Below are 24,363 nucleotides of genomic sequence, written 5' to 3'. Positions count from 1 at the left end.
CGGTATACGTTCCTTCCGCCGACCTCGGCCACAACCTAACGCGCACGCCGGCGCGGGGTAGTCCCCAACGCTGGGAATGCCATTCGAGGCGAACGGGGGGCGTTATTTGCCGGCCGGAGCCAACCCCTGCAGTGCCGCGGTGATATCGAAGGCGTCGACGGTCATCAATTCCTCGTCGGTGAGCGCCGCAATATCGACATTTTCCCGGGTGAACCGGAAATCGCGCTCGGCCTCGGCCGCCTCCACCACATTGCGCACGAACCGGCCGTTACCTGCCAGGTCGATCAGCCGTCGACCGTTACGACTCTGCTCCGACATCTCGGTGCACCGGTCACGCAGGACCTCACGCGCCTGGTCGGACAGGATGGAATCCTTTTTGCCCGCGATATGATCGGCGATCTGCACCAGTTCGCTCGGATCGTAGCTCGGGAAGCGGATCCGTTTGGTGAAGCGCGAGGACAGACCCTCGTTCGATTGCAGGAACCGATCGATCTCCGCCTCGTAACCGGCGATGATCACGACCAGTTTGTCGCGGTCGTTCTCCATCCGCGCCAGCAACGTATCGACGGCCTCCTTGCCGAAGGCGTCACCGCCGGAGAGGCCTTCCTGGATCAGGGTGTAGGCCTCGTCGATGAACAGCACCCCACCGAGCGCCGAATCGATCAGCGCGTTGGTCTTGGGCGCGGTATGCCCGAGGTGAGTGCCGACCATATCGTTGCGCGAGGCCTCGATGACCTCGGCGTTCTCGACCACACCGAGCCCGGCGAAGATCTTCGCGATCACCCGGGCGATGGTGGTCTTACCGGTTCCGGGCGGGCCGGAGAAGATCAGATGGTTGGACCGCGAATCCACGGCCAGCCCGCGTTTGGCACGGACCTGATCCATCAGCACCCCGGATTTGAGCCGGTCGACCTGCTCCTTGACCGAATCCATGCCGATCTGCGACTGCAGCAGTTTCGATGCTTCGGCCAACAGTTCGTCGCGTTCGGCCTTGGCCGCGCTCGCCGCCACCTCGGCGGGATCGTCGCCGGATTTGGGGTTCCAGATATCGGTGCGGGACGCGATCACCGCGGGGGTGGTCACCTCGAGCCGGAAGTTCTTGTCGCGCACGGCGAGCTGCCACTCCGGCCGGTTCGGCCACAGACCGGAACCCTGCAACCCCTTGAGCAGTTTGTCGGCCAGGTCGTGTTCACCGCTGTGCCGCTGGATCATGCCCAGCAGGTAGTGCGCATCGGCCCAGATGTAGGAGAGGTTGCCGGATTGACTGTCCTCCACGATCCGCTGGGCCCGGGGCAGCGCCTCCCCGAACCGGCCGAGATGCGCGAGGGCACTGGCGGCCATCAGTTCGGCGGCGATATCGAGCAACCCGTCCTCGAGCACCGGCTTCTCGGAGCGTGCGGTGAGCACATCGGGCCAGCGGCCGGTGCGATAGAACAGCGAAATCCGGGCGAAATCGGCGACATCGTCACCCCGGAGTTCGTCCAGGATGGATACCGCCTCTTGCCATTCGCCCCCGTCGGCGTAAGCACAGGCCTGCGATATGGCTATCTGGTCGCGGTCGGCCATGGCCACCCGGAGGCCGAAGACCCCGATTTCCACCTGACACCACAGCGCCCGGTCGGCCAACCCGGCACGCTGCTGGTCGCGGTACAGATTGTGGGAGGAGCGGTAGGCGCCGTAAATGACTTCCTGGGTGATCTCACCCGCCATCGCCCGGCCCAGCCAGGCATCGCACATATCCGGATCGAGATCAGTGGCCGCCGTGAACGCGGCGCGCGCATGTTCCTCGTTGCGCACCCCACCGGCGACCAGTCCCAAACTCTGCACGCCCGTGTAGAACGCGTCTTCGGCCGCTGACAACTCGGACTTCCCTTCCGCCGACCCTCGTCTGATGGCAGGGTATGCCACAACGGACCCACACCACTCCTCGACCATTTCCCCCCACTGGGAAGTACAGAAGGGGGGTGGCGTGGGCGGATTACGGCAGGTGCCCGATATTTCGTCGACGAGAGATCCGGGCAGCTAGCCACCCACCCCTACGCACTCGGTCCGCCGCACCATTTCCCATTACTTAGCGGCACAAGGTACGGCGGCGAGATAGCCAGCGCATCTGCGTCTCACCTCGGCCACAGACAACCGGCGCCCCCCCGATCCAGGGACCGAGGCATCGCCGAATAGTCCGAGAACAGCGCTTTTGATGTCATATACAGGCTTCGCTTCGGTGCTACGAGGAACATATCCCGCCTCTGCGCGCTTCCCATCGACCTGGCGAATTCATCTTTCACTACAATGGTTATAGCGCCGTTATTGAACGGCACGATATAGAAGTATATAGTCGCTGTCAGGTCATCAGTTCCCTCATCCCTGATGACCTACCCGCGGCGGCCGGTGGAACAGCGAGCCACTGGCCGCCGCACTCGAATATCAGCCCCGCGGTGGACCTTCGTCCCGCGCTGAGGGCGCCGAAACCACTGCGGCCTGTGCGGTTTCTGCTCGTTCCGGCTCACCGGTGCCGCTCTCCGTGCCTGCGGGCTTCGTCTGCGATTCGGACAGCACAGCCGTAGGTGGCGCGGTCTCCTCTGCCGCCACCACCGCAGGAGGCTGTGCAACCGGTTGCGCCGCAGTTTCGCCCGGCTTCGACCACGGTGTCGATGCAGGCACCGGTTCGACGGCCGGTCGAGCCCAGGGACTCCCCTTACGCAGTCCACCCGGCCGACTCGCTGCGACGGCGGCAAGGGGCGATTTCGCCCCCGACGCGGGGCCCGCACTGCGATTCGCCGCCCCGGTGGCCGGCGCGACCGGCCGCTTCCACGGAGTCTGCTGATCCCGTGACTGAGCATTCGGGGCGGGCGCTCCCGACGATGTTGCGGTCTGGGCACCCGGCACAGCCTGGGAACCGGATCCGGCAGCCTCTCCCACACCCGCCGTCGAACGGCCGACCGGAGCGCTATCGGTTGCCGGCCGAGCATGCTCGGCCGACGCCGTATCGGACTGCCGCGCCGGATCCGACTGCCGCGCCGGATCCGCTTCGCCGAGAACCCCGGCGGCATCCGGGCGTGGCGCATCTGCCGCGGCCGGCGCGGCATCGATGGGCGACCCGGTATCGGACGGAGCGGTCGCCGGGGGCGGTCCGTTGCCCGGCGCCGATGCTCCACCGGGCGCCGCCGCCCCCGTTGCCTCCGGCGGTCTCGCCCCCGGCCGGGACTCCTCCGGGTCCGGGGTGACAGCTTCTCCCGGAAGGGGTGTGCCACCGGCAGAACCGGGTATCCAGTTCCGCTGAGCCGGATTGCCGTCCGGCCTATCGGCGACCGGCGCCCCACCCGGCGCGGCCGTCGAACGCGGCCCACTCGTACCCGGCCCGCCGCTGTTGGTGGCGGGTGGAGTAGTAACTCCCGGGGGCCCGACCGGCGTACTGAAATCGAGCGCCGCGACATTCTCACCGAACTTCGCCGCATGATTCATGATGTCGTCGGCGTGATCATCGAGAACCTGGGCGTAGCGCCGGAGTTCGTCCGGGTCGATGAGCACCACGTCGCTACCGCCGGGATCCACTCCCAGCATATCGGCACTCGCTTCGTACACCGCGCCCCGGATCATGTCCGAAACCGCCGCTTCCAGCGGTTCGATTGCCTTGCCCAGAACCTCCGCCACGATGTACGCGACGAGCATGTCCTGCATGGCATCGACCAACCGCCGAGCCGCCAGCGCCAAGCTCTGGCCCAGCGCGGCCGAGGTTCCGGAGGTGACCACGGTGGCGGCCATCGCCGCCGTATAGGCGGACGCGAGCAGCGCGAGCTCGGCCAGTACCGCCACTTTCACCGCGGTGATCACATCGGCGGCGATCTCCAGGGCGTCGGCGACGATCTTGCACAACTCGTCGAGCCGCTCCATATGCGTGGAACTCAGCTGCGCCCAGGACGCCACCAGCGCGCGATACGACTGTCCCTGATAGACCGCGCCCATCTCGGAGATCGTGCCCGTGGCCGATTCGTGCGTCCCCGACACCTCGTCCGCGAATGTGCGCACATGCCCGGCCAGCTCGCGGACCTGGTCTTCATCGATATCCGGATACGGCACACCGATGAAGTTCAGGAACACCACGACTTCATGGGGTAGCTCGATGGCCAAGTTCGAGAATCCTGCTCAGACGACCCGGATCACCACGGCATCAGGGGGCATGCTCGAGTAGGTCACCGTGGCGCCCGAATACGGCGCTTCGATCACCATTCCATTACCGGCAGCCAACTGCACATGTTCGGGCCCGCGAGCGCTGAACGATCCGGCCGGAAACACCAGATCACCTGCCCGCACATCACGTGGATCGATACGTTCACCAGCGTAGATCTGTTCATAGGTGGTCCGCGGTAGCACCACTTCACCGTCGGTGGCCTGCGCTATGGCGTACTGGGTCAACCCGGAACAGTCGAAGCCGCCGCCGCTGGGCCCGCCCGCGCCGCCGCCACCCCAGATGTAGGGCAGGCCGAGGGCGCCGTCCGCGGCCTGCGCCGCCCGGCCGCCCTTCGTCTTGTCCCAGTTCCGGCGGGTTCGCCGGCGCACCGGCTGTGTCTCGGTCTGCCGGCTCGACACCATCCGGGGTCGCCGCCGGCGCCGCCTCTTGCGGGGAGCCTGCGACGCGGTGGACGCGCGGCCGGCCAGCGCCACCGGCGGCATGATCTGCGCTGCCTGTCTACGTGCCGCGTCGATATCGGCGTTCACCTGCCTGGTCGCGTTGACGATGGTCTGCTGGGCCGAATCGAGCAGCGCCGGACCACTGAATCTGGTATCGCCGACGGCGGTGATGGCCTGGATACGCGCCTGCAGATCGGAGATCTGGGTCGTCAGGATTCCGCGACCGTTCAGCGTGCCGGTTCCCGACTCGGTGACCGTCTTGCCCACGATTCCGTCTCGCCCGTGTTGTGTCTCCAGCACGGTTCGGTGTACGCCCAGTTTGTCTCCGTACCCCTGGGCGCCGATACCCGAGAGCCGACTCAGATCGGTGGCCGCACTCTGCGCCAACGCAGCCGAGACACGGTCGGCGGGCTGCCCCGCGCCGTACAACCCGAGCAACTCCTGCAGCACACCGTGCACATCGTCGGTCAGTGCGGGCATTCGATCAGCTCACCCTCGCCCATCGCACCGCCTCACCTCCCTGCCCCGGCACCCCCGGGCAACTTTTCGGCAATACAGCCCTCTTATTTGTTTCGACTATGCGACAACACCCGCGTGAACGACGGTGGTCCTATTCCCATCCTCAGGAAGACAAGACAATGAAGCAGACAGCACGGGAGGGCGACGACAGCGGATGGATACAGCAACGACGGACGCGGACCTCGAAACCCCCGATACCACCCCGGGAACCAGGCCCGGTGATACCGGGCCCACGGGGCAGCGGCTCTCGACCACGTCCGGTCCGGCGGAGACCGGATCCGCAACCGCCCTGGACGGCAACCGAGTACTGGCCGCCAAGTCCCAGACCACGAGCGAAACCACCGGGACGCCCACTGCGGCGACGGCGCAGCCCGCCTCCGGTTCCGGCACGGCCGCGGGCACATCCGGCGGCTTGCAAGCCATCTCGGCGCCCGGGGGCTCGAAACCGTTCTATCAGATCTCTCTGGTACGGCTCCCCGACGAACCGGATGTCAACGCCTTCATCGATAGCGCGGAGCAGGCGATGCAGAAGTCGGTGGACATCCTCGGCTTCGGCCGAACCGATCCGCCGCCACCACCAGCGAGCGGGAAAACGCCGGACAAGGTACAGGCGGCGAACCTGCCGGGATCCGGCAGAGGCGTCGAACAGTATCAACAGCAGGTGATGTCCGCGAGCGCCCGCCAGGATTCCATGGTCGATATGGACGCCCAGGTAGGCGGCACCTCACAGCGGGTTGCGGCCGAGCAGGCGCAAACTCTGTTCGCCATCCAGCATATCGAGGCCGATCTCAACGCGGCATTGCGATCGGTCCGCGGAAAGAAGCTCAATGCCGCCCAGCAAGCGGCCATCTTCGACCATATCGCGGCAGCGGTAACGGCCGTCCACGACAAGGTAAGTGCCGCGCAGGATACGAATATCGACGCGGCAGGCGGTAGTTCGGGTGCCGGCGGACCCGGTGGAACCGGCGCGGCCGGTCAGGCCGGGGCAGCCATGGGTAACGCCATGGGTGGTATCGGTTCGATGCTGCCGATGCTGGCCATGCTGCCCATGGCCTTGATGCCTATGCTGCCCGAACTCCTGGGACAGAAGGACAAGGACGAAGAGGAGGAGGGCGAGGGCCCGCCCAGCGAACCGGCCCCCTCCCCTGGCGGGCCCACCCCCATCGATCCCACTGCTCCACAGGGCGCATCGCCCACTCCCGGCGAGACCGCACCACCGAACGGGAACACCCCGGGGACACCGCAGACCGATATCCCCTACGGCCCGACACCTCCCAGCAAACAGGTCTGACCCGCCTCGGCAGTGCCCACGCGGGCGGGCGATCGGCGATACCGGATGCTATCGACCGGATCCCTCGGGCTCATGGCGCGGTGTGCAGCCGCAGGGGCGGACGCCGCAGACGCCGAGTGGCCGGCCACTGGGCAGCCGGCGGCCGAACGGCGCCACTGACCCGCTCGAAGTGTTGCCGAATCCGGCACCGCCCGAAGAGAACAACGGTCCGCGCTGGTCGCCCTGCCACCACGCGGTGGTGGCAGGGCGGACTCAGTAGGACTGCCGGGTTTCCGGCGGCGGCGCAACAGGCGGCGCAACGGCACCCGGCGGCGGGCCGGAGCCGGCATCCGGAGCAGTCACCGCCGCACCGCCGGGAGCGGTGACCGAGGAGCCGACGGCACCGGCAGGGCGGTCCACCACAGTGTCTGTACCGGCCGCCACGGTGGCCGGGAGCGTCACGAATGCGGGATGCTCCAGAATCTGGCCGTGCGCGTATACGGCGTCACGGAGCACCTGACGATCCGGCTCCTGGTTCAGTAAGGCCACCAGCTCATTACAGCGCCGTTCCCAGACCAGCGCACGCAACATGGCGACCTCGTCGTCCACCCGGATGGCGCCGAGGTCCACCCGGCCCACATCCAGGCGCTGCGAGATCATGGTTGTCGCCAGCAGATCGTCGGCGTCGCGCAGTTCGTCCCACCAGGATGCCGGAATCTCCTCGCCTCGTTCGACCTTGGCCAGAATTCGGTCCCGCAGTGCGCGGGTGCCGAAGGCATCCCGGTAACCCGGTATCGAAACGCGACCGAGCTGGGCGTGGGCGTCCACCGCCAGTCCGACGCATCGTGCACGCACATCCGAGTCCGTCACGGCTGCCACCATTTCCAGCGCCGGCGTCGATCCGGTGATCCCGAGCCGATCTGCGGTATCGGGCGTGAGCACCCGCAAGTTCACATCGGCGGCGGACCCGACGAGCCCCTCCATGGCAACCTCTCCCAGGCGGCCGCGCAGACCGGGGTCGATCGGGCCCGACGAAACCAGGGCGGACAGGGAAGCATTGGCCTTCGCTCCCCAGGCCCGGCCGAATTCGACCAGTACCCGTGCGGGGTCCGCGACTCCTTCCCAGGGAGCGGCCTCGTCGCCGTCGGCACCGAGCAGTTCGTCCCACAACCACGGCGTGGAGACCTGACGCGGCAGATACAGCCCGGCCGGCAGCCAGCCACGCCCCTCGTTCGAGGTGATGAACATCCCGGCACCGGCCGGACCGCGCAGCACCGCCACCGCCCACGTCATTCCGACCTGGGACTCGGTTGCCGCCAGTACCGCACCGAGCAAGGTCCGGGCCAATACCAGATCCTCGTGCACAGCATCGCCCACGATGTAGTTGGGCTCGGCCTCCCGGTCGGTAGCAGCCGATACCGCCGAATTGAACGGAGTCGGGACGACCGGGACAACTCCGGTCCCGTCCGCTGTCGCTCCGGACGGTGGCGCGGTGGAGCCGCGATCCTCGCCACCGGAGCCAACGCCTGCCGGCATACCGGCGCCGGCCATCGCACCCGGCGGCAGCACCGTACCGGTGGCCCCGGCAGGGCCCGTCCCCGTCCCGGCACCGGCGGTGGTGGCGGGTGCAGTAGCAGGTGTCGCGCCGGTGGCAGCCGTGTTCTCTCCGGCAGGCACAGCCCCGGGAGCGGACGTGGCGCCCGGCGTCGCAGCGCCGGCACCCGCCGGGGTACCGGCGCCTTGCTGGTCGATCCCACTGGGCGGAGTGGTACCCCCGGGCACCGCACCGGACCCGTTCGGCGGGACCGCACCGACCGGCACGGGGCCTCCGGTGGAATTTCCGGCCGGACCGTTCACCGATGGAGCCGGGCTGCCGAACATCGGGTCCGTCCGGCGGGTGTCCGCGTCCGGATCTTCGAGCGCCGCCGCGCCCTCGGCATCGGTCCGTTCGTAGGTGTCCGCGGATTCGCGGAGCGATCGAGCAGTTTCCTCGTGTTCCCGGGCCAGGGCTTCACCGGCCCGCAACCGGGCGGTGTAGTAACGTTCCAGCGCCTCTTTCACCGGGTTGGCAATCTTGCCGTACGTCGGTTCGAAATTGGCGAGCCAATCGGAGGGCGGTTGCGCCCATTCCCGTGTCTCGGCCGCGACCTGATCGTGTTGCAGTGCCAGCCGGCGCAGTAACTCAGGGTCGATATCCAGCCGTTCCGGCATGCCCGATCAATCCTTTCCACCACCGACCCACCAATTGTCGATCCTTCCCAGCGTTGGGGAGCGGCGGGAAAGGCGGACGGTCTCGGGTCACCGGGCGCCGCCGGTGGAAACCGCGCTCCGCCGCGGCACCGGCGCGGCCGCCGGAGGCCGCGCGAAATGCGGATGGGTCAGGATCTGCGAATGTGCGTAGACGGCGTCGCGCAGGGTCTGCCGCGTCCGTTCCTCGGCCAGCAGCAGTACCAGTTCGTTGCACCGGCGCTGGAAAGTCAGCGCACGCAGCACCGACAACTCCGAATCCGGCTCGAAATCTGTCGCCGCGGGCCGCAACTCGCCGAGTGCGATCCTGCTGGTGACGGCGCGGTGCCCGAGCGCGGTCGCCGCGATCAGGTCGTCTGCGTCCTGCATCTCCTCCCACCAGCCGGCCGCGAACTCACGACGGTCCCGCAGGGCCCGCAGAATCCGGAGCCTGATCTCGGGAGCACCCATCGCGTCGACCGTCCGGACACCCGCCCGCTCAACGCGGATATGCGCATCGACTGCCAGCTCCAGACAGCGCAGCGCCACATCGTGATCCGGGACCGAAGTCGCCCGATCGAGCAGGCGCGCACTGGCGGTGAGCCCCAGGCGATCCAGCATCCCGGCCGTGGGACTCCGCAGATCCATCGCGTCCGATGGGCCCACCGACCCGGCCAGCGCGACTGTGACGAGCTGGCCACCGAGTACCGGATCGATCGGCTGGGAGGACGCCAGCGCGGACAACTTGGACCCCGACTTCGCACCCCAGGCCATCGCGAACTCCACCAGAACGCGTGCCGGATCCGCGATCCCTTCCCAACCGGATTCCTCGGCCACCGTCCACAGCCACGGCAACGACAGCTCCGCCGGCAGATACAACCGCGCGGGTAGCCATCCGCGCCCCTCGTTCGAGGTGACGAACGCGCTGACACCGCCCGGATGCCGCAGCACGGCCACCGCCCAGTCCACGCCCACCACCCACGGGTCGGCGGCGGCGCGGATACCACCGAGCAGGGTGCGGGCCAGGACCAGGTCGCCGTCGACTCGTTCCCCGACCACGAATGCCGGTGCGGCCGAGGCAATCATGGCCGCACCGACCGCGTCCTGGACGACTTCACCCGCACCGCGACGTTTGTCCCCGCCCGGATCACTGTCCGGAAGCAATCCCGGAGCTCTCCCCCCGGGCGCCACCACGCCGGGCGTATTCGCCGCGCTGATCGTCTTCCCAGTCGCACCGGGGCCCCTTTGCGCCTCGATCGGTCCCGCGGCACCACGCGACGTCTGCGTGGCAGACCCCACGGCCGAACCGGTAGCAGAGCTTGTTACCGAACCGGCCGAGCCCGAACCGCCGCCCGCAGCGGTGCTCCTGGTCACCGGCGGTTCTGTGCTCGCCGGGCCCACTGATCCCATCGGTAGCCCGGCCGCGAGCATGCCGGGCGCCACGCTCATGGTCCGGCCGACTGGGTCATCGGTCCGCGCATCGTCGCGCGAGATATCGGAATCCTCCAGATTTGCCCGAGTTCCGGACTCGACCGCGGACGCCTCCGGATCGCCTACGGGCGCGTTCTCGGCGGGCGAATCCGTAGTCCTTACGCCTGTTTCGTTCCCGCCGGCGGCAGGCACATCATCGGCCGGTACTCCGGTCGTACTGCCGTCGGAATCGGGAGCCGGCATCGTTGTCCGCGGCCCGGGCGGCGGCGCGCCTCCCACGGCTTGATCTTGCCCATCGGCTCCTTGGCCGGGCGGCGTCGCGGGAATTCCGGTAGGTACATCTGGTTCGGCTGTTACCTCGCCCCCCGGGGGCGGGAGCTGCAGATCCGGCGCGACCGGATCCGGAGTCAGCAGATCCCAGATGAAATCGATCAGCACCCTGCCTAATCCGGCATCGGGCGGCACCAGCCCGGTGTGACCGGGTTTCCACGTACCGGGATCGAAACCGGTGCCCGGCGCCCAATGGTGACCGTTGTCGCCGGGAGCACCGGCACCCGGCGCCCGGGGCGCCTGGCCGGGCGCCGCGCCACTACGCCACGGGCCGGGTTGGCCCAGCGCCTCGGCGATATCGTCCAATCGCGGCAGGCCCTGCGGCCCCAGCGAACGCAGAGCCGCGGCGGCGATATCGTCCACGTCGCCCCGTGCTTCGGTGAGAATGGCCTCGGTGGTTTGCCGGTCCGTCTCGGCCTCGGCTTCGTCGTCCACTTCACCGTCGTCGTTGTTGTCACCTCGGGTGGCCGCTTCGATCCGGTCCGCGGCGTCGCCGACCACATCGAGGATCTGGTTCCGGGTGCGGCGTACGATATCGCCGAGGGTGCCGAAGGTGTCGGCCGCGGCCGTCAGCGCCGCCGCGAACGCTCGCGGATTGTTTTCCAGCGCAACCAGCGCCATCCGGATGTATTCCAGGCCCGCCGACTGCTGAACCGTTTCCTCGAAGGCGCGCCGCGCCTGCTCGATATCGGAAAGGTTCAGCGCTTCTGCGCCTTCCCGTGCGGCGGTCTCCAGAGCATGCCAGGCCGACGGCGATATCTGCGGCCAGTTGTCCCCGACGATCCGGTCCCAGTGCGGACTCGATTGCTCCGGTGCCATCGTGGCCGGTCAGGCCTCGGCGGACTGCACGACATTGCTGCCGTCGATATCGGAATTGCGCAACACGTTCTTACCGAGATCGGTGGCCTGCACAGTGATCCCCGACTGCTCGAGCACTCCGGTCAACCCCGCGGCGAAGAGGTCACGAATCACCTCCAGCGTTCCGCGCATTTCCCGGTCGATCGCGCACTCGGAGTTCGTTTCCGTCGACCAGGAATCCACGGTCGTGCCGACACAGTCGGTCATCACCGACACCGCACCTGCGGCATCACCCACGATCGCCGTCAAATCGTCCAGCGAAAGGATTTTCACCATGGTCGTGTCCTCTCTCGGCCGTACCGGTCCCACCGGTACGGATTACGCGGGCCTCAGGCCGAAGGCTTCGTTCTCCAGCGCTTGGTACGCAGCTTCGGTGGGCAGCCCGAACGAGTCGACGGTGTAGGAACGCGCCCCGTTGACCTCCATCTCACGGCGCAACCCCAGCCGTGATTTCGCGTGCGCGAGCCCGGCAACTTTCAGTATTTCAGCGCTCAGCCAGGCATCACCGTTCTCCCTGGCGTCGTCGGTGATGTGCATACCCACCACTTCGCCATCCCGGCCGCAGGCCACGCCCACGGTGTGGTCGGGGTTGAACACCTCGTGTATCTGGGGCGCGGCAGGAGGTTTCGCGTCCGCCGTATCGTCGAAACCGTCAGCGGTGTAGTCATCGTAGTCGTCGGCCATCGCAATCTCCTCGCTTGTACTATGCCGATTCGGCCAGGGTTTCCGACAGCACCGACCACGGTGCGTCGGCAATGGTCAGCACCACGCGTAGCTGCCAGACCCGGGCCCCCAGATACATCTCACCGGAACCGTCACCGAGCAACTCCAGATAATCGGCACCGTCGGCATCGGAATTCATCGATACGGTGGTGACGGGCGGCCGACCGTCATCCACACTGACGATCGAACCGCCGCCGCCGGGAATGAAACTCTTGCGACAGCGCGGGCCGGCGCCGAGCGCGACCTCGGCACTGTTGGTGGTAATCGTGACCTCGGGATTGAGGAGCAGTTGGCTCACCCACGATCGTGCGGCCAGTTCGGGACGGTCACCGTTGATCCCCATCACCAACGAGCCCGCCAGATCCACCACCAGCAACTGTTCACTACTGGTGATTCCCACGATCACGAGTCGGCGAGCGGTTTCCAGCGGTCCCGGCAGATCGTCGGCGCCGACGGTACTCGAATCCGCGCCGATGCCGGCATTGGCCGCCGGGTACTTCGTGATGATGCCGGTCGCCACGTCCACGGCGAAGGCGACGGTCGGATGACCCGAATCGCCACCCAACGCCGCAAGCCGGGCCAGCCCTTCCTCGTGCAGCCACCCGATGGCGTCGGCCGCGGATACCGACTCGTCGACGTCGGCTTCCTCAGGTGCGGTCATCGCGCCGGATCTCCGACCCCGGCCGGCTCCCGGGCGTCATCGCCCGCGATCTCCGCGACATCATCCGTGATCACCGTCTCCATGATCACCTGATACTGACGGGCCGCATCCTGCGTGCTTTCCCGGATCGCAGCCATGATCTCGGCGACCAGTTCCTCGCCACTGAATCGGTCCGCGGTCCCGGGAGCGAGATACAAACTCGTCAAGCGGCCCATAGCGTCGACCTCCGGAATCACCGTGCCGCTCGGCGACGGGCGCCGGGCGCGCACCGCGTCGATACGCTCGCGCATATCGGCGATGCGGTGCCGCAGTTCTCGGGCCGCGTCGAGCGCGGCCTGCACATCGGGATGAATACTCATGCGTTGCCTCCGGTGCGAGTCGGGGCCTGATTGGCCGGGGCCGGGGTCGGTTGTGTGACCGTCGGCGCGATGGTGGGCCGTTCCCCGATAACGGGTTCGGTGTGTGGAGTGTCATCGACGTACATCAAGCGATCGGGGTGCCAGGCAACGATCCGGTTGCGCTCGTCGCCACCACCGCCCGCGCCTCCTGCCCCGGCACCGCCCATTCCCCCCATCGGCATCATCGGCATCATCGGCGCTCCCCCACGCCCGTAGGAATTTCCCGAGCCACCGGCCGCACCGTCCGCCCCCGGGACCCGCGGCGGCGAACCGAGGCTGCCACCCACGGCAGGCGTCAGCGGCATCACGGTCGATCCGGACAACGTCTGCACCTCCGACGCGCTCGGAATTCCCCCGCTGGGCATCGAGGGAGTACCGCCGGTCGGACTACCGTACGACGGGACGCTGTAATCGCCCAGACCGTAGTCGTCGTAATAGTCGTCGTAATAGTCGTCGGAGATCTCTTCGGTCGGCGACAGCCCGTCTTGGCCCAGCTGCATCATGCTCATCAGCATGGGCAACATCTGCGACAGCCCCTGGTCGCCCGACCCCGCTCCGGTCTGGGCTGCCGCCGCGCCGGACCCCTCCGACGAATTCGCGACCCCCGTCCCGGTCTCGGAAACATACGAACCCGTCGCTTCACCCGCCCGGACGTTCATTTCGTTGTATTCCGCGGTCGCCGCGGCAAGCGCCACCTCGTTCTTGGACCGCGCCGCCGCCAGCATCTTCTTCCGGGCAGCCATGATTTCTTCCGGAGTCGGGTGTTTCGCTTTGGCTCGCGCGAACGCGTTGCCGTAGGACTCCGCCCCCTGGGCCAGTTTCTCCATCGCGTCGCCCAGCGTGTCCATCCAGCCGCGGTAGGTCGCGAATCGCGTGGCCACCTCGGAGCCCACCGGGGTCCAGTGCTGCAGCACCGATCCCGCACGGTCCATGTCGTCAGCGGCCTGAACGCGGGAGCTGGTGTTGAACAACCGGACCGAATCGGCGAACCGATGAGCCGGTTCCGGCCCCGGACCACTGTGCAACTGCTGCGCGAAGGTCAGCGGATCTCCCGATACCACAGGCATATCGCGTAATCCGGGCGGTACCCGGCGAAGTCCCACCTGTTCCACGGACGGAACCGGGTTGTCCACCAGATTGCCGCCCGACCCGTCGACCAGGCGGGCACCTTCGTCATCGGCCGCGGCGTACTCGACTGCCGCCTGACCGATGTGGTGCGCATCGCGCTGAATCCTGTTCAGCACTCCGACAGTTGCGTTGAACAGCGCCGCGGCATCGGCGTTCAGCTGAGGAACGGCCTGTGCCGAGATCGGGTCCGCCCCCGCGGGGAGTACCCATTCTCGCGGCATCGCGGCACCGGTGAGACGTGCCATATCTGCGGATTTCCCGGCTACGGCCACCAGCTCACCGAGATCGACATTCAACGCCATACCGGTCTCCTCTCACCTGTTACTCTCGCACCCTCACGCCGGACCGGCCAGCGCCGGCATATCCGCCACCGGCTGGTCGGTATTCATCGCCGTATCGGTATCCTGGCCGTCGGCCCCGGTGTCCTCCAGCCCGTTGGGACGTTTGAACCCGGCGAACTCACCCATCGGCCCGTCCGCATCCGCCAGCTCCGGGTCGAAGGGCTGAAGTTCGCCCTGCACAATGGCTTCCACCGTGCCGCTCTCCCCGTCCCCGAAGACCACGAGCAGCGCGGTCCGATATTCCGGTTCTCCTCCGGGATCGCCGGACTGTCGTCCCTCGGGCTTCTCCGCGCCTTCCGCCGGCGAGTTGTCATCGTTCGCGGGCCCCCCTACAGCGGTACCGACCACCGCGTTCGCACCGGCGGGCACCTTTCCGTCCTCCTTCGCCGAACGACGCCACATCGCGACATCGCCCGTGGAAAGCTGGGACGGGTCGATTGCCATACCGATATCCTTGTGATCGGTGAACGCGGCCGGTGTCCCCGCATAGGCGGCCTGTGCGTCGGTGCCGGACTTGTTCGCGAACCCTTTGTCGAGCCCCAAAGCCCGCGTGAGAGTGATTTTCTGAGTCCGGCCGTCCGGGAGCGGGTAAACCACCAGACCGTCCGCGCCCGGTACTCGCCTCGGCATCCCCGAACCTGTTTGGTTGGAGGTCGCGCCGGCGGGTGGACCCGACTGATGATTGGCCGGCTGCGCCGGTGTCTGTGGAGTAGCCGGTTGAGTCGACCATGGAGTAGTGGCCGCCGGACGAGTGGCGGGCATCTGGGGCTGTGCCGCGACGTCGTAGCGCGAGGGATCGAGATCGTCGACCCGGCGGGCCAAATCGCTGTCGGCGGCGTTACGCCCCAACATTTTCGACATCATCATCTGGTTCATCATCGTGCGGAACAGACTGTCCATCTGGTTGTTACCCGCCGCTGCGGCCATCGGATTCGCGATACCGCCGAGCGAGCTGGACGGAGCGGTCGGTATGTCCGGAGTGGACGCCTCCAGTGCATCGTTCGACCGGTCTTGCATTTGTTTCGCCGCGTCGGCCAGGTCGGCACTGGCCGTGCCGGGAAGATTCGGAGTACCGACACCGAGGTTATCGAGGCCGCCAGGGTCGGGGGTTTTGATTTGCGAGCCGTCCGGCCAGAGCGCGGGATTGTTGAGGCTGTTCTCGAGACTGCCCACCCGCTCGTTCAGCCGCTTGGCCGCCGCCGCGTCGCCGGCGCTGGGATCCTCGATCCCCGAGGCCGCCCGGTCCATCGCGTTCGCGGCGTTCTCCAGGATGCCGATCAGTTCGTCGAACCCCTGCGAGACCAGCTTCATGAAGTTGATTTCGAGATCCGTCGACGTGAGTTGCTGCACCTGACTGTTGTGACCGTTGATCACAGACGCCACGCTGTCCTTGACCGTCGCCGAGATATCCTCGACCTTCGCCGCAGTCTCCTTGTTACCCAACTCCGATTTGTAGAGCTCGTCCAGGGCAGTATCCACCCTGTCGGTGGCCTCTTCATAGCTATCGGTACCGCTGCCGCTACCGACGGTGATCCCCTGTGGCATGCGCGGGGCGGGGTCGAGCCGTAGTTCTATCTTCTTCTCGAGATCACCACTCATCTTGTAGACGTCGACCACCGTGGCGGCGAAAGACCCCGTCGCTCCGCTGAAAGCAGTGATCAGTTCGGGGCTGAGTGCCTGGGGCCGCAGCAGAAAGCCACCCTGCCCCAAGGTCACCACAACGCCAGGATTGGTTTCGGTTTCCGTAAACGGCGGCTTTCCGGCGAGGCCTGCCGCCGCGGCACGCCCGTCCCATACAAGTGGAACAGTCCCGCCGCCGCCGGGGCCGCCGCCGCCGCCGGATCCCCAGTCGATCGGGCCGGCGCCTACCGCGAAGCCTGACCCGAGCGCGACCAGAGAAGGGTGGCCGTACTTCGCCACGTGACCGCTGGTCCCCCACATATCGGCCTTACGTTGCGCGGCACGTTCGGCGACGGCAGCGGCGTCGGCGGCATCCTCCATGCGAGGAGCGGCAGCATCCGCGTCGTCATATGCCCGCAAGGCACTGTCGACCTCGTCACCGGCCTCGTCCCGAGCTCTTTTCGCGGCCGTCAATGCGTCCTCGGCGGCATCCACCCGATCCTGAGCGGCGCCCACCCGCGCTTGCAACGCATCGTCTCCCGGGTTGGCGGCCAGGTTCGCCTCCGCACGCCGCAATCGATCCTGCGCAGTCGTCAGACTGTCCTCCGCACGACCTACCGCGGCCTCCGCATCATTCCATTTCTTTCCGGCGGCCTCGACGGCATCATCTGCCCTGTCCAGGGCATTGGCCTCGTCCACGGCACCGGCGTGCGCATCTCTGGCCTCGGACAATCCCTCGTCGGCCTTGGGGCCGTAGTGCTTGAGGGCCCTGCGTCCGGCGAATCCGAGAAGCGAGCCGGCCGCCGCACCACCGGCGCCGGCGACTCCGCCTTCCCAAAAAGAATTCCAGCTGGGACCGTTCGAGATCATCCCGGCTGCCGCACCGCCGGCGAAACCACCGGCGGTGTCCCCACCGAACTGCTTGATGACGTTGCCACCACCGCCACCGCCGAGGAACCTACTCGTCAATCCAGAGACTGTGAGATCGACACCCAGCGCAGCGACATCCCGGATCTCTACCACAGTGCCTCCTACGCCGGAACCACAACGTCGGCCGCAGCGGGACCGACGGTGGCGTCACCTGAACGATCCGCAGCTCCGGCCGATACCGCCGCTTCGGTACCAGGCGGATGGAAGAACCCGCTGAACGCACCGAACGCGCCCTCTGCATCACGCATTTCCGCGAGCGAGGTCACCGGTTGCAGTACCCCGTCGATCACCGCTTCCACCGTCGCCTCGGCGGCGGATTCGGCCGGGAAGACCACCAGCAGGGCGTTGCGGTTCTCCCACAGTCCCACGTCGCCGGTTGTCAGCTGAGCGGGATCGATACGCGTACCGATTTGCTTCGGATCCGACCACTCGGCCGCCGTACCGGCATAGGCGGCCTGGGCATCGGTACCTGCCGCATTGCCGAAGGCCCGGTCCAGTCCATGAGCCACCACAACGGATACCTCCTGGGTACGTCCATCCGGGAATGTGTACACCACACGCCCGGACTCGGCGTGCCCGGTCGCCCTTCCCGGTGGTGGGGAGTTGTCGGCTGGTGGTGATACCGCCTTGGCCGGTCCGGCGGGCGCCGCCGGCGCTCCGGCGTTCTGCCCGGTAGCCGGTTGTCCCGGACTCGGCGACGCAACCACCCCGGGCCGGAGCGCAGTGACGGAAGTGCCGTCCTCCGGGGCGCGGTCCTGCGCGCGGAGCCTGTCTTCCGGATCGTTCCGCCGGTTGCCCAGCGCTCCTTTCAACAACTGCGGCAGCAGCATTCCCTGGAAAGCCGACCCCAGACCACCGACGCCCGCGGCCGCCGGCATCATGCCCGGCTGTCCGGCAGCAGCAGGACCCGCAGGTTCGCCGCCACTCGCTCCTGATGCACTGTGCACCGGGCCGGAACCGGTCTCTGTCCCCGCCCCGGAATCGTTGTCGTTGCCCGAACCGGCACCGGCACTCAGATCCCACGGCTCAGGTGCCGGCACGCGACCGGGCTCGGTGGCCGCCGACCGTTCTGCCGCCGCAGCCGCCTCTGCCGCAGCGGCGGCAGCGGGATCGAACTCGGGATCGCCCGTGGAGTCGCCGGAGCGATTCTTTTCTTCCGAGCCGGAATCCTCGTCATCGGATCCCTGCCGCTGCACCTGCGCCGCCAACTCCTCGAACTGCCCGGCGTAATACGACATGAGCGTTTCGACGTTCGCATAGCCGGACTCCACCAGGACGAACGTGTACGCGTCCTCGCTCTGCATCCCCTCGCCCAGCCGTTGTGGATCGACGAAGTAAACAGGGATGCCGCTCGCCTCGCTCAGCTTCTCATTGTGCTCGGCGAGCAAAACCATGAGATTCTTCATATCGCGCGGATCGGTACCCGCGTATTTGTTCTGTGCGGTGATCGATGCCGCCAGGTCGTATCGACCTCCTCGGCAGAGCGACGAAGACCGTTTCACAGCCTCCGCCACGATTACGGATCGCGACCGTATCGCGGCGTACCGATCCCGCAACAGTTCGACCCGGTGCGCGTAGCTCGGTATCCCGGCGTGTTCTTCTCCGAAGATATCGGTGACGTCGATTTCCTCCGGCAGTTTCTGCGCCTCTACGGGCTTCTCACCGAGAGCGATCCAGCTGTCGAATGCGAGGGTGGGAAGCGTCCGGAAGTTTTGTTGCATCGCCCCGGTGAATTCGAGGCCTTCGGGCAGCTTGTGCGGATCGGGCATGTAGATATGGGGCATATCGTCGGGAATGTCGGAGAGTTCCTCGGCGCTGATATCGATCAGGGGTATGGCGGGGTATCCGAGATGCTGGTATACCGTGTCCCGCACTGCACCGTCCGCCGTCCACCCGGTGGTCGCCGCCCCCAGCAGGCCTGCATAAGTCTTCCACGCCGCGACATGTCCACCGTTCAGCGCCCTCGGGAGCGCTCCTCGCCACCCCAGGTTGCGGGCCAGGACGCTGCCGCCTGCCCCCAGAATTCCCTTCACACCGAAACTTGCGGCACCACCGAATAATCCGCCCACCGCTGCGAACGCCGCCCCACGCAGTGGGTCTTCGTTCTGTGCAGCGGAGGTGATTCCGCCCGCCACAGAGCCGAGAACGATGGCCAACGGCGGACCCCCGAGCGTGAACCCCACCACGCTCACCGTTCCGACTACGAGTTCGTCCCAGTTGTTTTCGAAGAAGTCGCCGAGTCCCACGACCTCACCGGCCTCGAAGAGCACGGCGCACCGCCACGGACAACAGCCCGCGGCGCCGCCCACGGTGGCCTGTTCCGAACCGGCCGAGAGAAGGCACCCGGCATCGGCAGCCGACCATGCGCGCCTCCCTTCGTGATGCCCTCATTGTCCTGGATTCCCAGCACGGGGAATCCCTGACCTGCTGGAACAGGGCATTATCGAGCGTGCAGCCGCGTGCTCGCGCACGGATACCCTCACCCAGGCCAGAGCTGAATGACGACGCAGGAGGAAGCCTTGATGAACCTGCGTACTTCGAGCTGCGGAGCCGATGCGACCAGCGGTCCGTGCCGATCCCCAGGGCCTGCGAACCGCGGCCGCCGGCCGGATGCGCCGATGGCCCCGGATTCCGAAAACCGGCGGTGAGCGCTCGATGACCACACCGACCCGGCCGGCAGTTTCAGCGCACACCGGCACCACCGTCCGCGCCTCCGCCGCGGAGCACCGGCTCTGGAATCCACTGCGCTGGTATCCCGATACTCTCGTTCGCCGAGCCAAGGATTGGGTACGCGAACGCCCCTGGCGGCGGCGGATGCTGTGGGCACTGGCGATCTTTTTCGTTCTGGTCGTATTCCCGGGCATCGTCGGCGCCGTGGCCACTGCCCAGGTGAGCAGCGGCGTTTCCCAGGTCGACGGTCTCAGCTGGATGAATGTCCGGGATTCCGAAGGCGTTCCCCTCGCGAGCTACACATTCGCCACCGACAGAGGGGATCTACTGAACCCGGGGAACACAATTCTGTGGACCCTTCTCGGTGTGGAGTTCGTCGGCTATATATCCATCGTCACCACAGCGATCTGGATTATCGGGTTCACCCTGAGTTTCGCTTGGCTCGATATGTTCGCCGACGCCCTCATCGGAGTGGCCGATGCTTTTGTCGGCCAGGTCGCGACCCCCATGGTGCTGATCACCGCGGTCACCATCGGCGCGTTCTTCGTGGGTTGGTTCATCGTCCGCGGTTTTCCGGGTAAGGCCACCATGCAGGTGGTCACAATGTTCGGTGTGGCGGTGCTCGGCCCGATTTTCCTCGCCGAACCGTTGCACGATGTGCTCTCATCGGATGGGTTGCTCACTGTGGGCCGCGATGTCGGGATATCGGTCGCGGCCGGCCTCACCGGCGACGGTAGCCCGAATCCGTCGACACTGGTCACCGGGATGCAGAACGACCTGGCCGATAATTTCGCTCGGAAACCGGTGCAGGTGTGGAACTTCGGGCACGTCGTCGACAACTACTATTCCTGCCGCTCGGCCTGGAGTTCCGGTGTGCTCTCCGGAGACGACGCCAATGTCCGGAAGGCAATGGAAGACTGCAACAACAAGGCCGCGTCCACCAAAGCCGACAATCCGACGATGGGACAGGTCGGCACCGGGTTGATCCTGCTGGTCTGCGCAACCCTGCTGCTCTTGTTCGCGATCTATCTGGCATTGAAAGTCACCAAAGCGGCCTTGGACACCATTTATCACGGCTTCATGGCGATACTCGGTTTCGCGGCGGGCGGTTTCGTCTACGGACCGACACAAACCTACTTGGTCCGCAACGTCGTCGACGGATTCATCTCCGCGGCACGAATGACCGCCTTTACATGCTTCCTGGGCATATACATACTCTTCATGAGTAATCTGTTCGACCAGGCACCCGGCCAGGTGATTTCGGTGATCGTGATCGCCTGTGTGGTGGAAATCGTGGCCATCGCCCAGATCCGCCGCCTCAGCAAGAGCCTGGACCGCGGGAACAGCTGGGTGGCCAATCGGTTCGCGATGGCCATCCAGGGCGGTCAAAGCGGTGGTGGGGGTGGTAGCGGCGGTGGTACGGCACTCGGTATGGGTGTCGGTGCCGGTGGATCGGGTGGCGGCGGTTCGCTGAGCGGGCTGGGTATGCTCGCTGCGCTGAGCACGATCAACAGCTCGCCGATCACCGGCTGGCTCATGATGGCCACTCCGAGCCCGTTGAACCCGTTGGCCCGGGGCAAGAAAGCCTCGGATCTCGCAAATATCCGCTCCGCGGCGTCACGCCAGCAGATGTACGACTGGTCGCAACAGGGCCGCACCAACTGGCTGATGAGAGCGCAGCAACGCGCCGCGCCCTTCGGGGGCATGAACACCGCACTCGGCGTCGCGAACGCTCTCGACGGGCTGGGCGATATGAAAGTTCCGGGCAACTGGCTGAATGCCGTACTGCTCGCCGGCGGAGCCCCTGATGCAGTGGCAAACCAGAGTTTGCGTGCACTCGCTGCCATGAACTCGAGTATGTCCGGCAATCCTTATGGCTGGAAACCATTGCAGAAAGCGATCGCCGCGGCCCGCGCCGTCGAAAACCATATGCGCCCGACCGATCCGTTGGAGGCTCGCGCGGCCTTCGCGGCCCAGGCCGCGATGGCAGGAACCAACTTCCGGCGCCACACCAACCGGCCGCGCCCCGGAGCTGTGATCGACCAGAACTTCATGAACCGGGTCCAGCAGCATTGGGACTCCGATATCGCACTGCGCCGGGCGATCACTCCCGAGGAATGGAATATGGTCGGCCGCGATACCCGCTGGGCGATCGGCAACCAGGCCGCGCGAGGATTCGAGTCGGCAGCAAACTCTTTCGCGGCGAATCCGGCCGACCTCGCCGCCCAGCGCGACCTCTACCGGTGGCATCTGCGGCTGGCCAATCTCGACCATCTCGATCCGAGCGAAGGCCTGGATCCCTTCGATCCGTGAGGACAGCGGCGGATCGGCACCTGTCGGGCCGGTTCAGTCGGCCCAGCGCCGCGCCGCGAAACTAGGCGGCAAATCGGTGACTCGGACATCCTTGCCGCGGCTCGGTGCTTCCACGCACTTGCCGTCACCGATGTACATCATCACATGCCCCATCTCCCCGTTCTTGTAACTGCTCTCGGGGAAGATCAGGTCACCGGGCTGGATATTCTTGTTCGCCACCTTCGGCAGCGAATTGAATTGATCGTCGGCGACCCGGGGGATGTTCACGCCGGCTTTCTTCGCCGCGTACTGCATGAGACCCGAACAGTCGAAGCTGTTCGGCCCTTCGGCTCCCCATACATAAGGATCGCCGACCTGGTTCAGAGCGGTCTTCACAGCATGCTGCGCACGAGCGGACCCCCCTTCGATCGGGGTCTCGCCCTTACCCTTGCTCTTGCCCGACGCGAATTTCACCCCGCCGGGCAGCTCCTTGCCCAACAGGTTGTACAGGTACTGATTGGTCAACTGGTTGATGGCGGAGGCGGCGTCACCGGCATTCGCCGACCCGCCGGCGACGATCTTGTGCGCCGCCTCCAGGGCCACGGTGAGGATCTTGCGTACCTTCTGCTGGCCTTCCTTGGTGTACGCCATCGGCCCGAGCTCGGCCAGGGCCGCATTGACCTGCTTCAACAGCGACCGCACCGCATTCTTGTCGATCTTGTTCGATCCCGCCAGACCGGAAATGTATTTGGCCAGTTGTTTGTCGAGGTTGTTGAAGGCGGTCACGGCATTGTCCTGGAACAGCATCCTGGCCTTCAACATGGCGGGCCCGGCACCGCTGGAGGAGGAATCCGATTTGCCGGCTTCCTCCTTCAATTTCTTCATCTCGGGGTCTTTGGGCTCACCCTCGCCGTACATATCCTCGAGAAGTTTCAGCACCTTCATCGCACGGTCGGCTTCCGGCGACATTCCCGTCGCGCCGTCTTCGGCTACAGGCGCCGCACCACCGGCGCCACCCGTGAGGCCCGAGAGCGCCGACCCGATCATGGGTAGTAGGGCCGCGCCCGCCATCATCGCCATGGGCGCCATCCGCGCCAGCATCTCGGGATCGACCAGTGGCTCGGGTTCGGCTTCCGCGCGCCTGTCCGCCACCGGGGCCGAAGCGGGTGCGGGGCCTGCCGCGGGCTGCGCCGGTGCCGGATGTGTACCGGCTGCCGGTACGGGCACGCCTGGCAACGGAAGGACCGGCAGACCAGGTAGCGCGAGGCCCGGGGGCGGCGCTGCCGGCGCCGGCACGGACTGGGCTACCGGGGTCGCGGTGGCGCCGGACGATGGGGCGGGGCCGGGCGGCGCTGCCGGTGCGCCGGGCACGCTCGGATTGCCGCCGCCTGCGCCCCACCGCCGGCGCTCACCGGTCCACGGGGATCCGGTTCCGGGAGCACCATCGTTCTCCGGATCGTCGTCGTACTCGGCCTCTACTGCGAACGGCCCGATTTCCGCGCTGGTCACGACACCTCCCGCAATACCCGTTTGATCTGGACGTGCCCGGCGCCGGGGATACCCGACCGGACGAACTCCCCGCCCTCGACCGTCACCAACTCATCGGAACCCAGCGCTATGCCCGCCCGGTGCGCGGCGTTGTCCCGGTAATCCCAGAACACCAGATCACCGGCCGATATTGCGGCAGGATCTACCGCATGCCCACAGAACGCCTGCTCCCGCACGGTTTCCGGCAAGATCACCGGTTCGCCGTTCGTGGTGTCACCGCAGTTCTCCGCTGCGGCAGCATAGGGCGCACGACCGGGAAGGCATCGTTGCGACGAGATGGCCAGCGAGGCGCTGTAGATCACGTCTCGGACATACTCCGCCGGATCCGCCGCACCGCCCGCCTCGGGATACCTCAGGGCGAGATCGGCGGCGCATACCGCGGCGGGAGCGTTGCTGCCCTCTTGGAGGGCCGGACCTTGACGGGGAGCCACCCGCATGGCCGACGCACATTCCCGGTCTCGCGGTGCGACGGCCGGGTCGTCGGCCGCGAAGGTCAAGGATGCGTACGGGTTACCGGTGGGAGTAGAGGTGGGCGATCCGGGCGCGGTGGGAACCGATCCGGTGCGGGTGCTGGTGGGAGTCGCGGTGGTAGGCGCTGTACCGGTGGCCGGTCCTAGCGCGATATCGCACTGGCGCCCGAAATCCTGTTTCGCCATCGATGTCAACTCGGCGAACGGCCCCCCGACCATGAGCGCGGGCCCGCCGCAGCAGCACAACAACATGGCAGCCAGCACCACGATCAGCTTTTTCTTCGACTTCGTATTCGACTTTTCGTCCGACGCCACCACA

16 protein-coding genes are annotated in these 24,363 nt (G+C 66.7%); 2 read left to right on the top strand and 14 right to left on the bottom strand.

The window, feature by feature from the left end:
• Positions 1-102: 102 nt before the first annotated feature.
• The 3 genes from eccA to ON22_RS06685 all read right to left on the bottom strand — a co-directional run bounded on the left by eccA (position 103) and on the right by ON22_RS06685 (position 5,109).
• Entirely contained in the window at positions 103-1,860 is a 1,758-nt protein-coding gene (eccA, locus tag ON22_RS06695) for a type VII secretion AAA-ATPase EccA (protein ID WP_033247390.1), read from the bottom strand.
• Positions 1,861-2,424: 564 nt separating this feature from the next.
• Positions 2,425-4,128: a WXG100 family type VII secretion target gene (locus ON22_RS34430; RefSeq protein ID WP_156052461.1), complete on the bottom strand. Its 1,704-nt coding sequence runs from the start codon at positions 4,126-4,128 to the stop codon at positions 2,425-2,427.
• Positions 4,129-4,143: 15 nt separating this feature from the next.
• Positions 4,144-5,109, bottom strand: a complete 966-nt coding sequence (locus tag ON22_RS06685) for a C40 family peptidase (protein WP_033247389.1) — start codon at positions 5,107-5,109, stop codon at positions 4,144-4,146.
• Positions 5,110-5,302: 193 nt separating this feature from the next.
• Between ON22_RS06685 and ON22_RS06680 the strand changes: the two genes are divergently transcribed.
• Positions 5,303-6,439: a hypothetical protein gene (locus ON22_RS06680; RefSeq protein WP_033247388.1), complete on the top strand. Its 1,137-nt coding sequence runs from the start codon at positions 5,303-5,305 to the stop codon at positions 6,437-6,439.
• 252 nt (positions 6,440-6,691) lie between these two features.
• Here the strand turns inward: ON22_RS06680 and ON22_RS06675 are convergent, their stop codons facing one another.
• The 9 genes from ON22_RS06675 to ON22_RS06635 form a co-directional block, all read right to left on the bottom strand.
• Positions 6,692-8,629 (bottom strand): type VII secretion target, encoded by a 1,938-nt coding sequence (locus ON22_RS06675; protein ID WP_033247387.1) that lies wholly within the window; start codon positions 8,627-8,629, stop codon positions 6,692-6,694.
• A gap of 87 nt (positions 8,630-8,716) precedes the next feature.
• Entirely contained in the window at positions 8,717-11,224 is a 2,508-nt protein-coding gene (locus ON22_RS06670) for a hypothetical protein (RefSeq protein ID WP_033247386.1), read from the bottom strand.
• A 9-nt stretch (positions 11,225-11,233) separates the two neighbouring features.
• Positions 11,234-11,539 (bottom strand): hypothetical protein, encoded by a 306-nt coding sequence (locus ON22_RS06665; RefSeq protein WP_033247385.1) that lies wholly within the window; start codon positions 11,537-11,539, stop codon positions 11,234-11,236.
• 42 nt (positions 11,540-11,581) lie between these two features.
• Entirely contained in the window at positions 11,582-11,947 is a 366-nt protein-coding gene (locus tag ON22_RS06660; RefSeq protein ID WP_033247384.1) for a hypothetical protein, read from the bottom strand.
• Positions 11,948-11,966: 19 nt separating this feature from the next.
• On the bottom strand, positions 11,967-12,647 hold the full coding sequence (locus tag ON22_RS06655; protein ID WP_033247383.1) for a hypothetical protein: 681 nt from the start codon (positions 12,645-12,647) through the stop codon (positions 11,967-11,969).
• Positions 12,644-13,006, bottom strand: a complete 363-nt coding sequence (locus tag ON22_RS06650; protein WP_051157233.1) for a YbaB/EbfC family nucleoid-associated protein — start codon at positions 13,004-13,006, stop codon at positions 12,644-12,646. The genes ON22_RS06655 and ON22_RS06650 overlap by 4 nt, the downstream gene beginning before the upstream one ends.
• On the bottom strand, positions 13,003-14,475 hold the full coding sequence (locus ON22_RS06645) for a PPE domain-containing protein (RefSeq protein ID WP_033247382.1): 1,473 nt from the start codon (positions 14,473-14,475) through the stop codon (positions 13,003-13,005). Before ON22_RS06645 ends, ON22_RS06650 begins: the two co-directional genes overlap by 4 nt.
• A gap of 33 nt (positions 14,476-14,508) precedes the next feature.
• Positions 14,509-17,103: a hypothetical protein gene (locus tag ON22_RS06640; RefSeq protein ID WP_156052460.1), complete on the bottom strand. Its 2,595-nt coding sequence runs from the start codon at positions 17,101-17,103 to the stop codon at positions 14,509-14,511.
• 62 nt (positions 17,104-17,165) lie between these two features.
• On the bottom strand, positions 17,166-19,334 hold the full coding sequence (locus tag ON22_RS06635; RefSeq protein WP_033247380.1) for a hypothetical protein: 2,169 nt from the start codon (positions 19,332-19,334) through the stop codon (positions 17,166-17,168).
• A 385-nt stretch (positions 19,335-19,719) separates the two neighbouring features.
• On the opposite strand from ON22_RS06635, the gene ON22_RS37380 reads away from it, so the two are divergent.
• Complete coding sequence (locus ON22_RS37380) at positions 19,720-22,047, top strand: hypothetical protein (protein ID WP_174375562.1); 2,328 nt, start codon at positions 19,720-19,722, stop codon at positions 22,045-22,047.
• 33 nt (positions 22,048-22,080) lie between these two features.
• Here ON22_RS37380 and ON22_RS34425 read toward each other — a convergent pair whose 3' ends face one another.
• Both ON22_RS34425 and ON22_RS06620 read right to left on the bottom strand, forming a co-directional pair.
• Complete coding sequence (locus tag ON22_RS34425) at positions 22,081-23,535, bottom strand: NlpC/P60 family protein (protein ID WP_051157232.1); 1,455 nt, start codon at positions 23,533-23,535, stop codon at positions 22,081-22,083.
• Positions 23,532-24,359: an NlpC/P60 family protein gene (locus tag ON22_RS06620; protein ID WP_156052459.1), complete on the bottom strand. Its 828-nt coding sequence runs from the start codon at positions 24,357-24,359 to the stop codon at positions 23,532-23,534. Before ON22_RS06620 ends, ON22_RS34425 begins: the two co-directional genes overlap by 4 nt.
• Positions 24,360-24,363: the final 4 nt, after the last annotated feature.

This window comes from Nocardia carnea NBRC 14403, from assembly GCF_000308515.1.
GTDB lineage: Bacteria > Actinomycetota > Actinomycetes > Mycobacteriales > Mycobacteriaceae > Nocardia > Nocardia carnea.
This window is presented reverse-complemented; position numbering and strand designations above follow the sequence as displayed.

Excerpts from the sequence above, each read along its gene's own strand:
- ON22_RS06655 (WP_033247383.1), bottom strand. The coding sequence starts at position 12,647 with ATGACCGCACCTGAGGAAGCCGACGTCGACGAGTCGGTATCCGCGGCC.
- ON22_RS06685 (WP_033247389.1), bottom strand. The coding sequence starts at position 5,109 with ATGCCCGCACTGACCGACGATGTGCACGGTGTGCTGCAGGAGTTGCTC.
- ON22_RS37380 (WP_174375562.1), top strand. The coding sequence starts at position 19,720 with ATGACCACACCGACCCGGCCGGCAGTTTCAGCGCACACCGGCACCACC.
- ON22_RS06670 (WP_033247386.1), bottom strand. The coding sequence starts at position 11,224 with ATGGCACCGGAGCAATCGAGTCCGCACTGGGACCGGATCGTCGGGGAC.
- ON22_RS06660 (WP_033247384.1), bottom strand. The coding sequence starts at position 11,947 with ATGGCCGACGACTACGATGACTACACCGCTGACGGTTTCGACGATACG.
- ON22_RS06665 (WP_033247385.1), bottom strand. The coding sequence starts at position 11,539 with ATGGTGAAAATCCTTTCGCTGGACGATTTGACGGCGATCGTGGGTGAT.
- ON22_RS06645 (WP_033247382.1), bottom strand. The coding sequence starts at position 14,475 with ATGGCGTTGAATGTCGATCTCGGTGAGCTGGTGGCCGTAGCCGGGAAA.
- ON22_RS06650 (WP_051157233.1), bottom strand. The coding sequence starts at position 13,006 with ATGAGTATTCATCCCGATGTGCAGGCCGCGCTCGACGCGGCCCGAGAA.
- ON22_RS06675 (WP_033247387.1), bottom strand. The coding sequence starts at position 8,629 with ATGCCGGAACGGCTGGATATCGACCCTGAGTTACTGCGCCGGCTGGCA.
- ON22_RS06680 (WP_033247388.1), top strand. The coding sequence starts at position 5,303 with ATGGATACAGCAACGACGGACGCGGACCTCGAAACCCCCGATACCACC.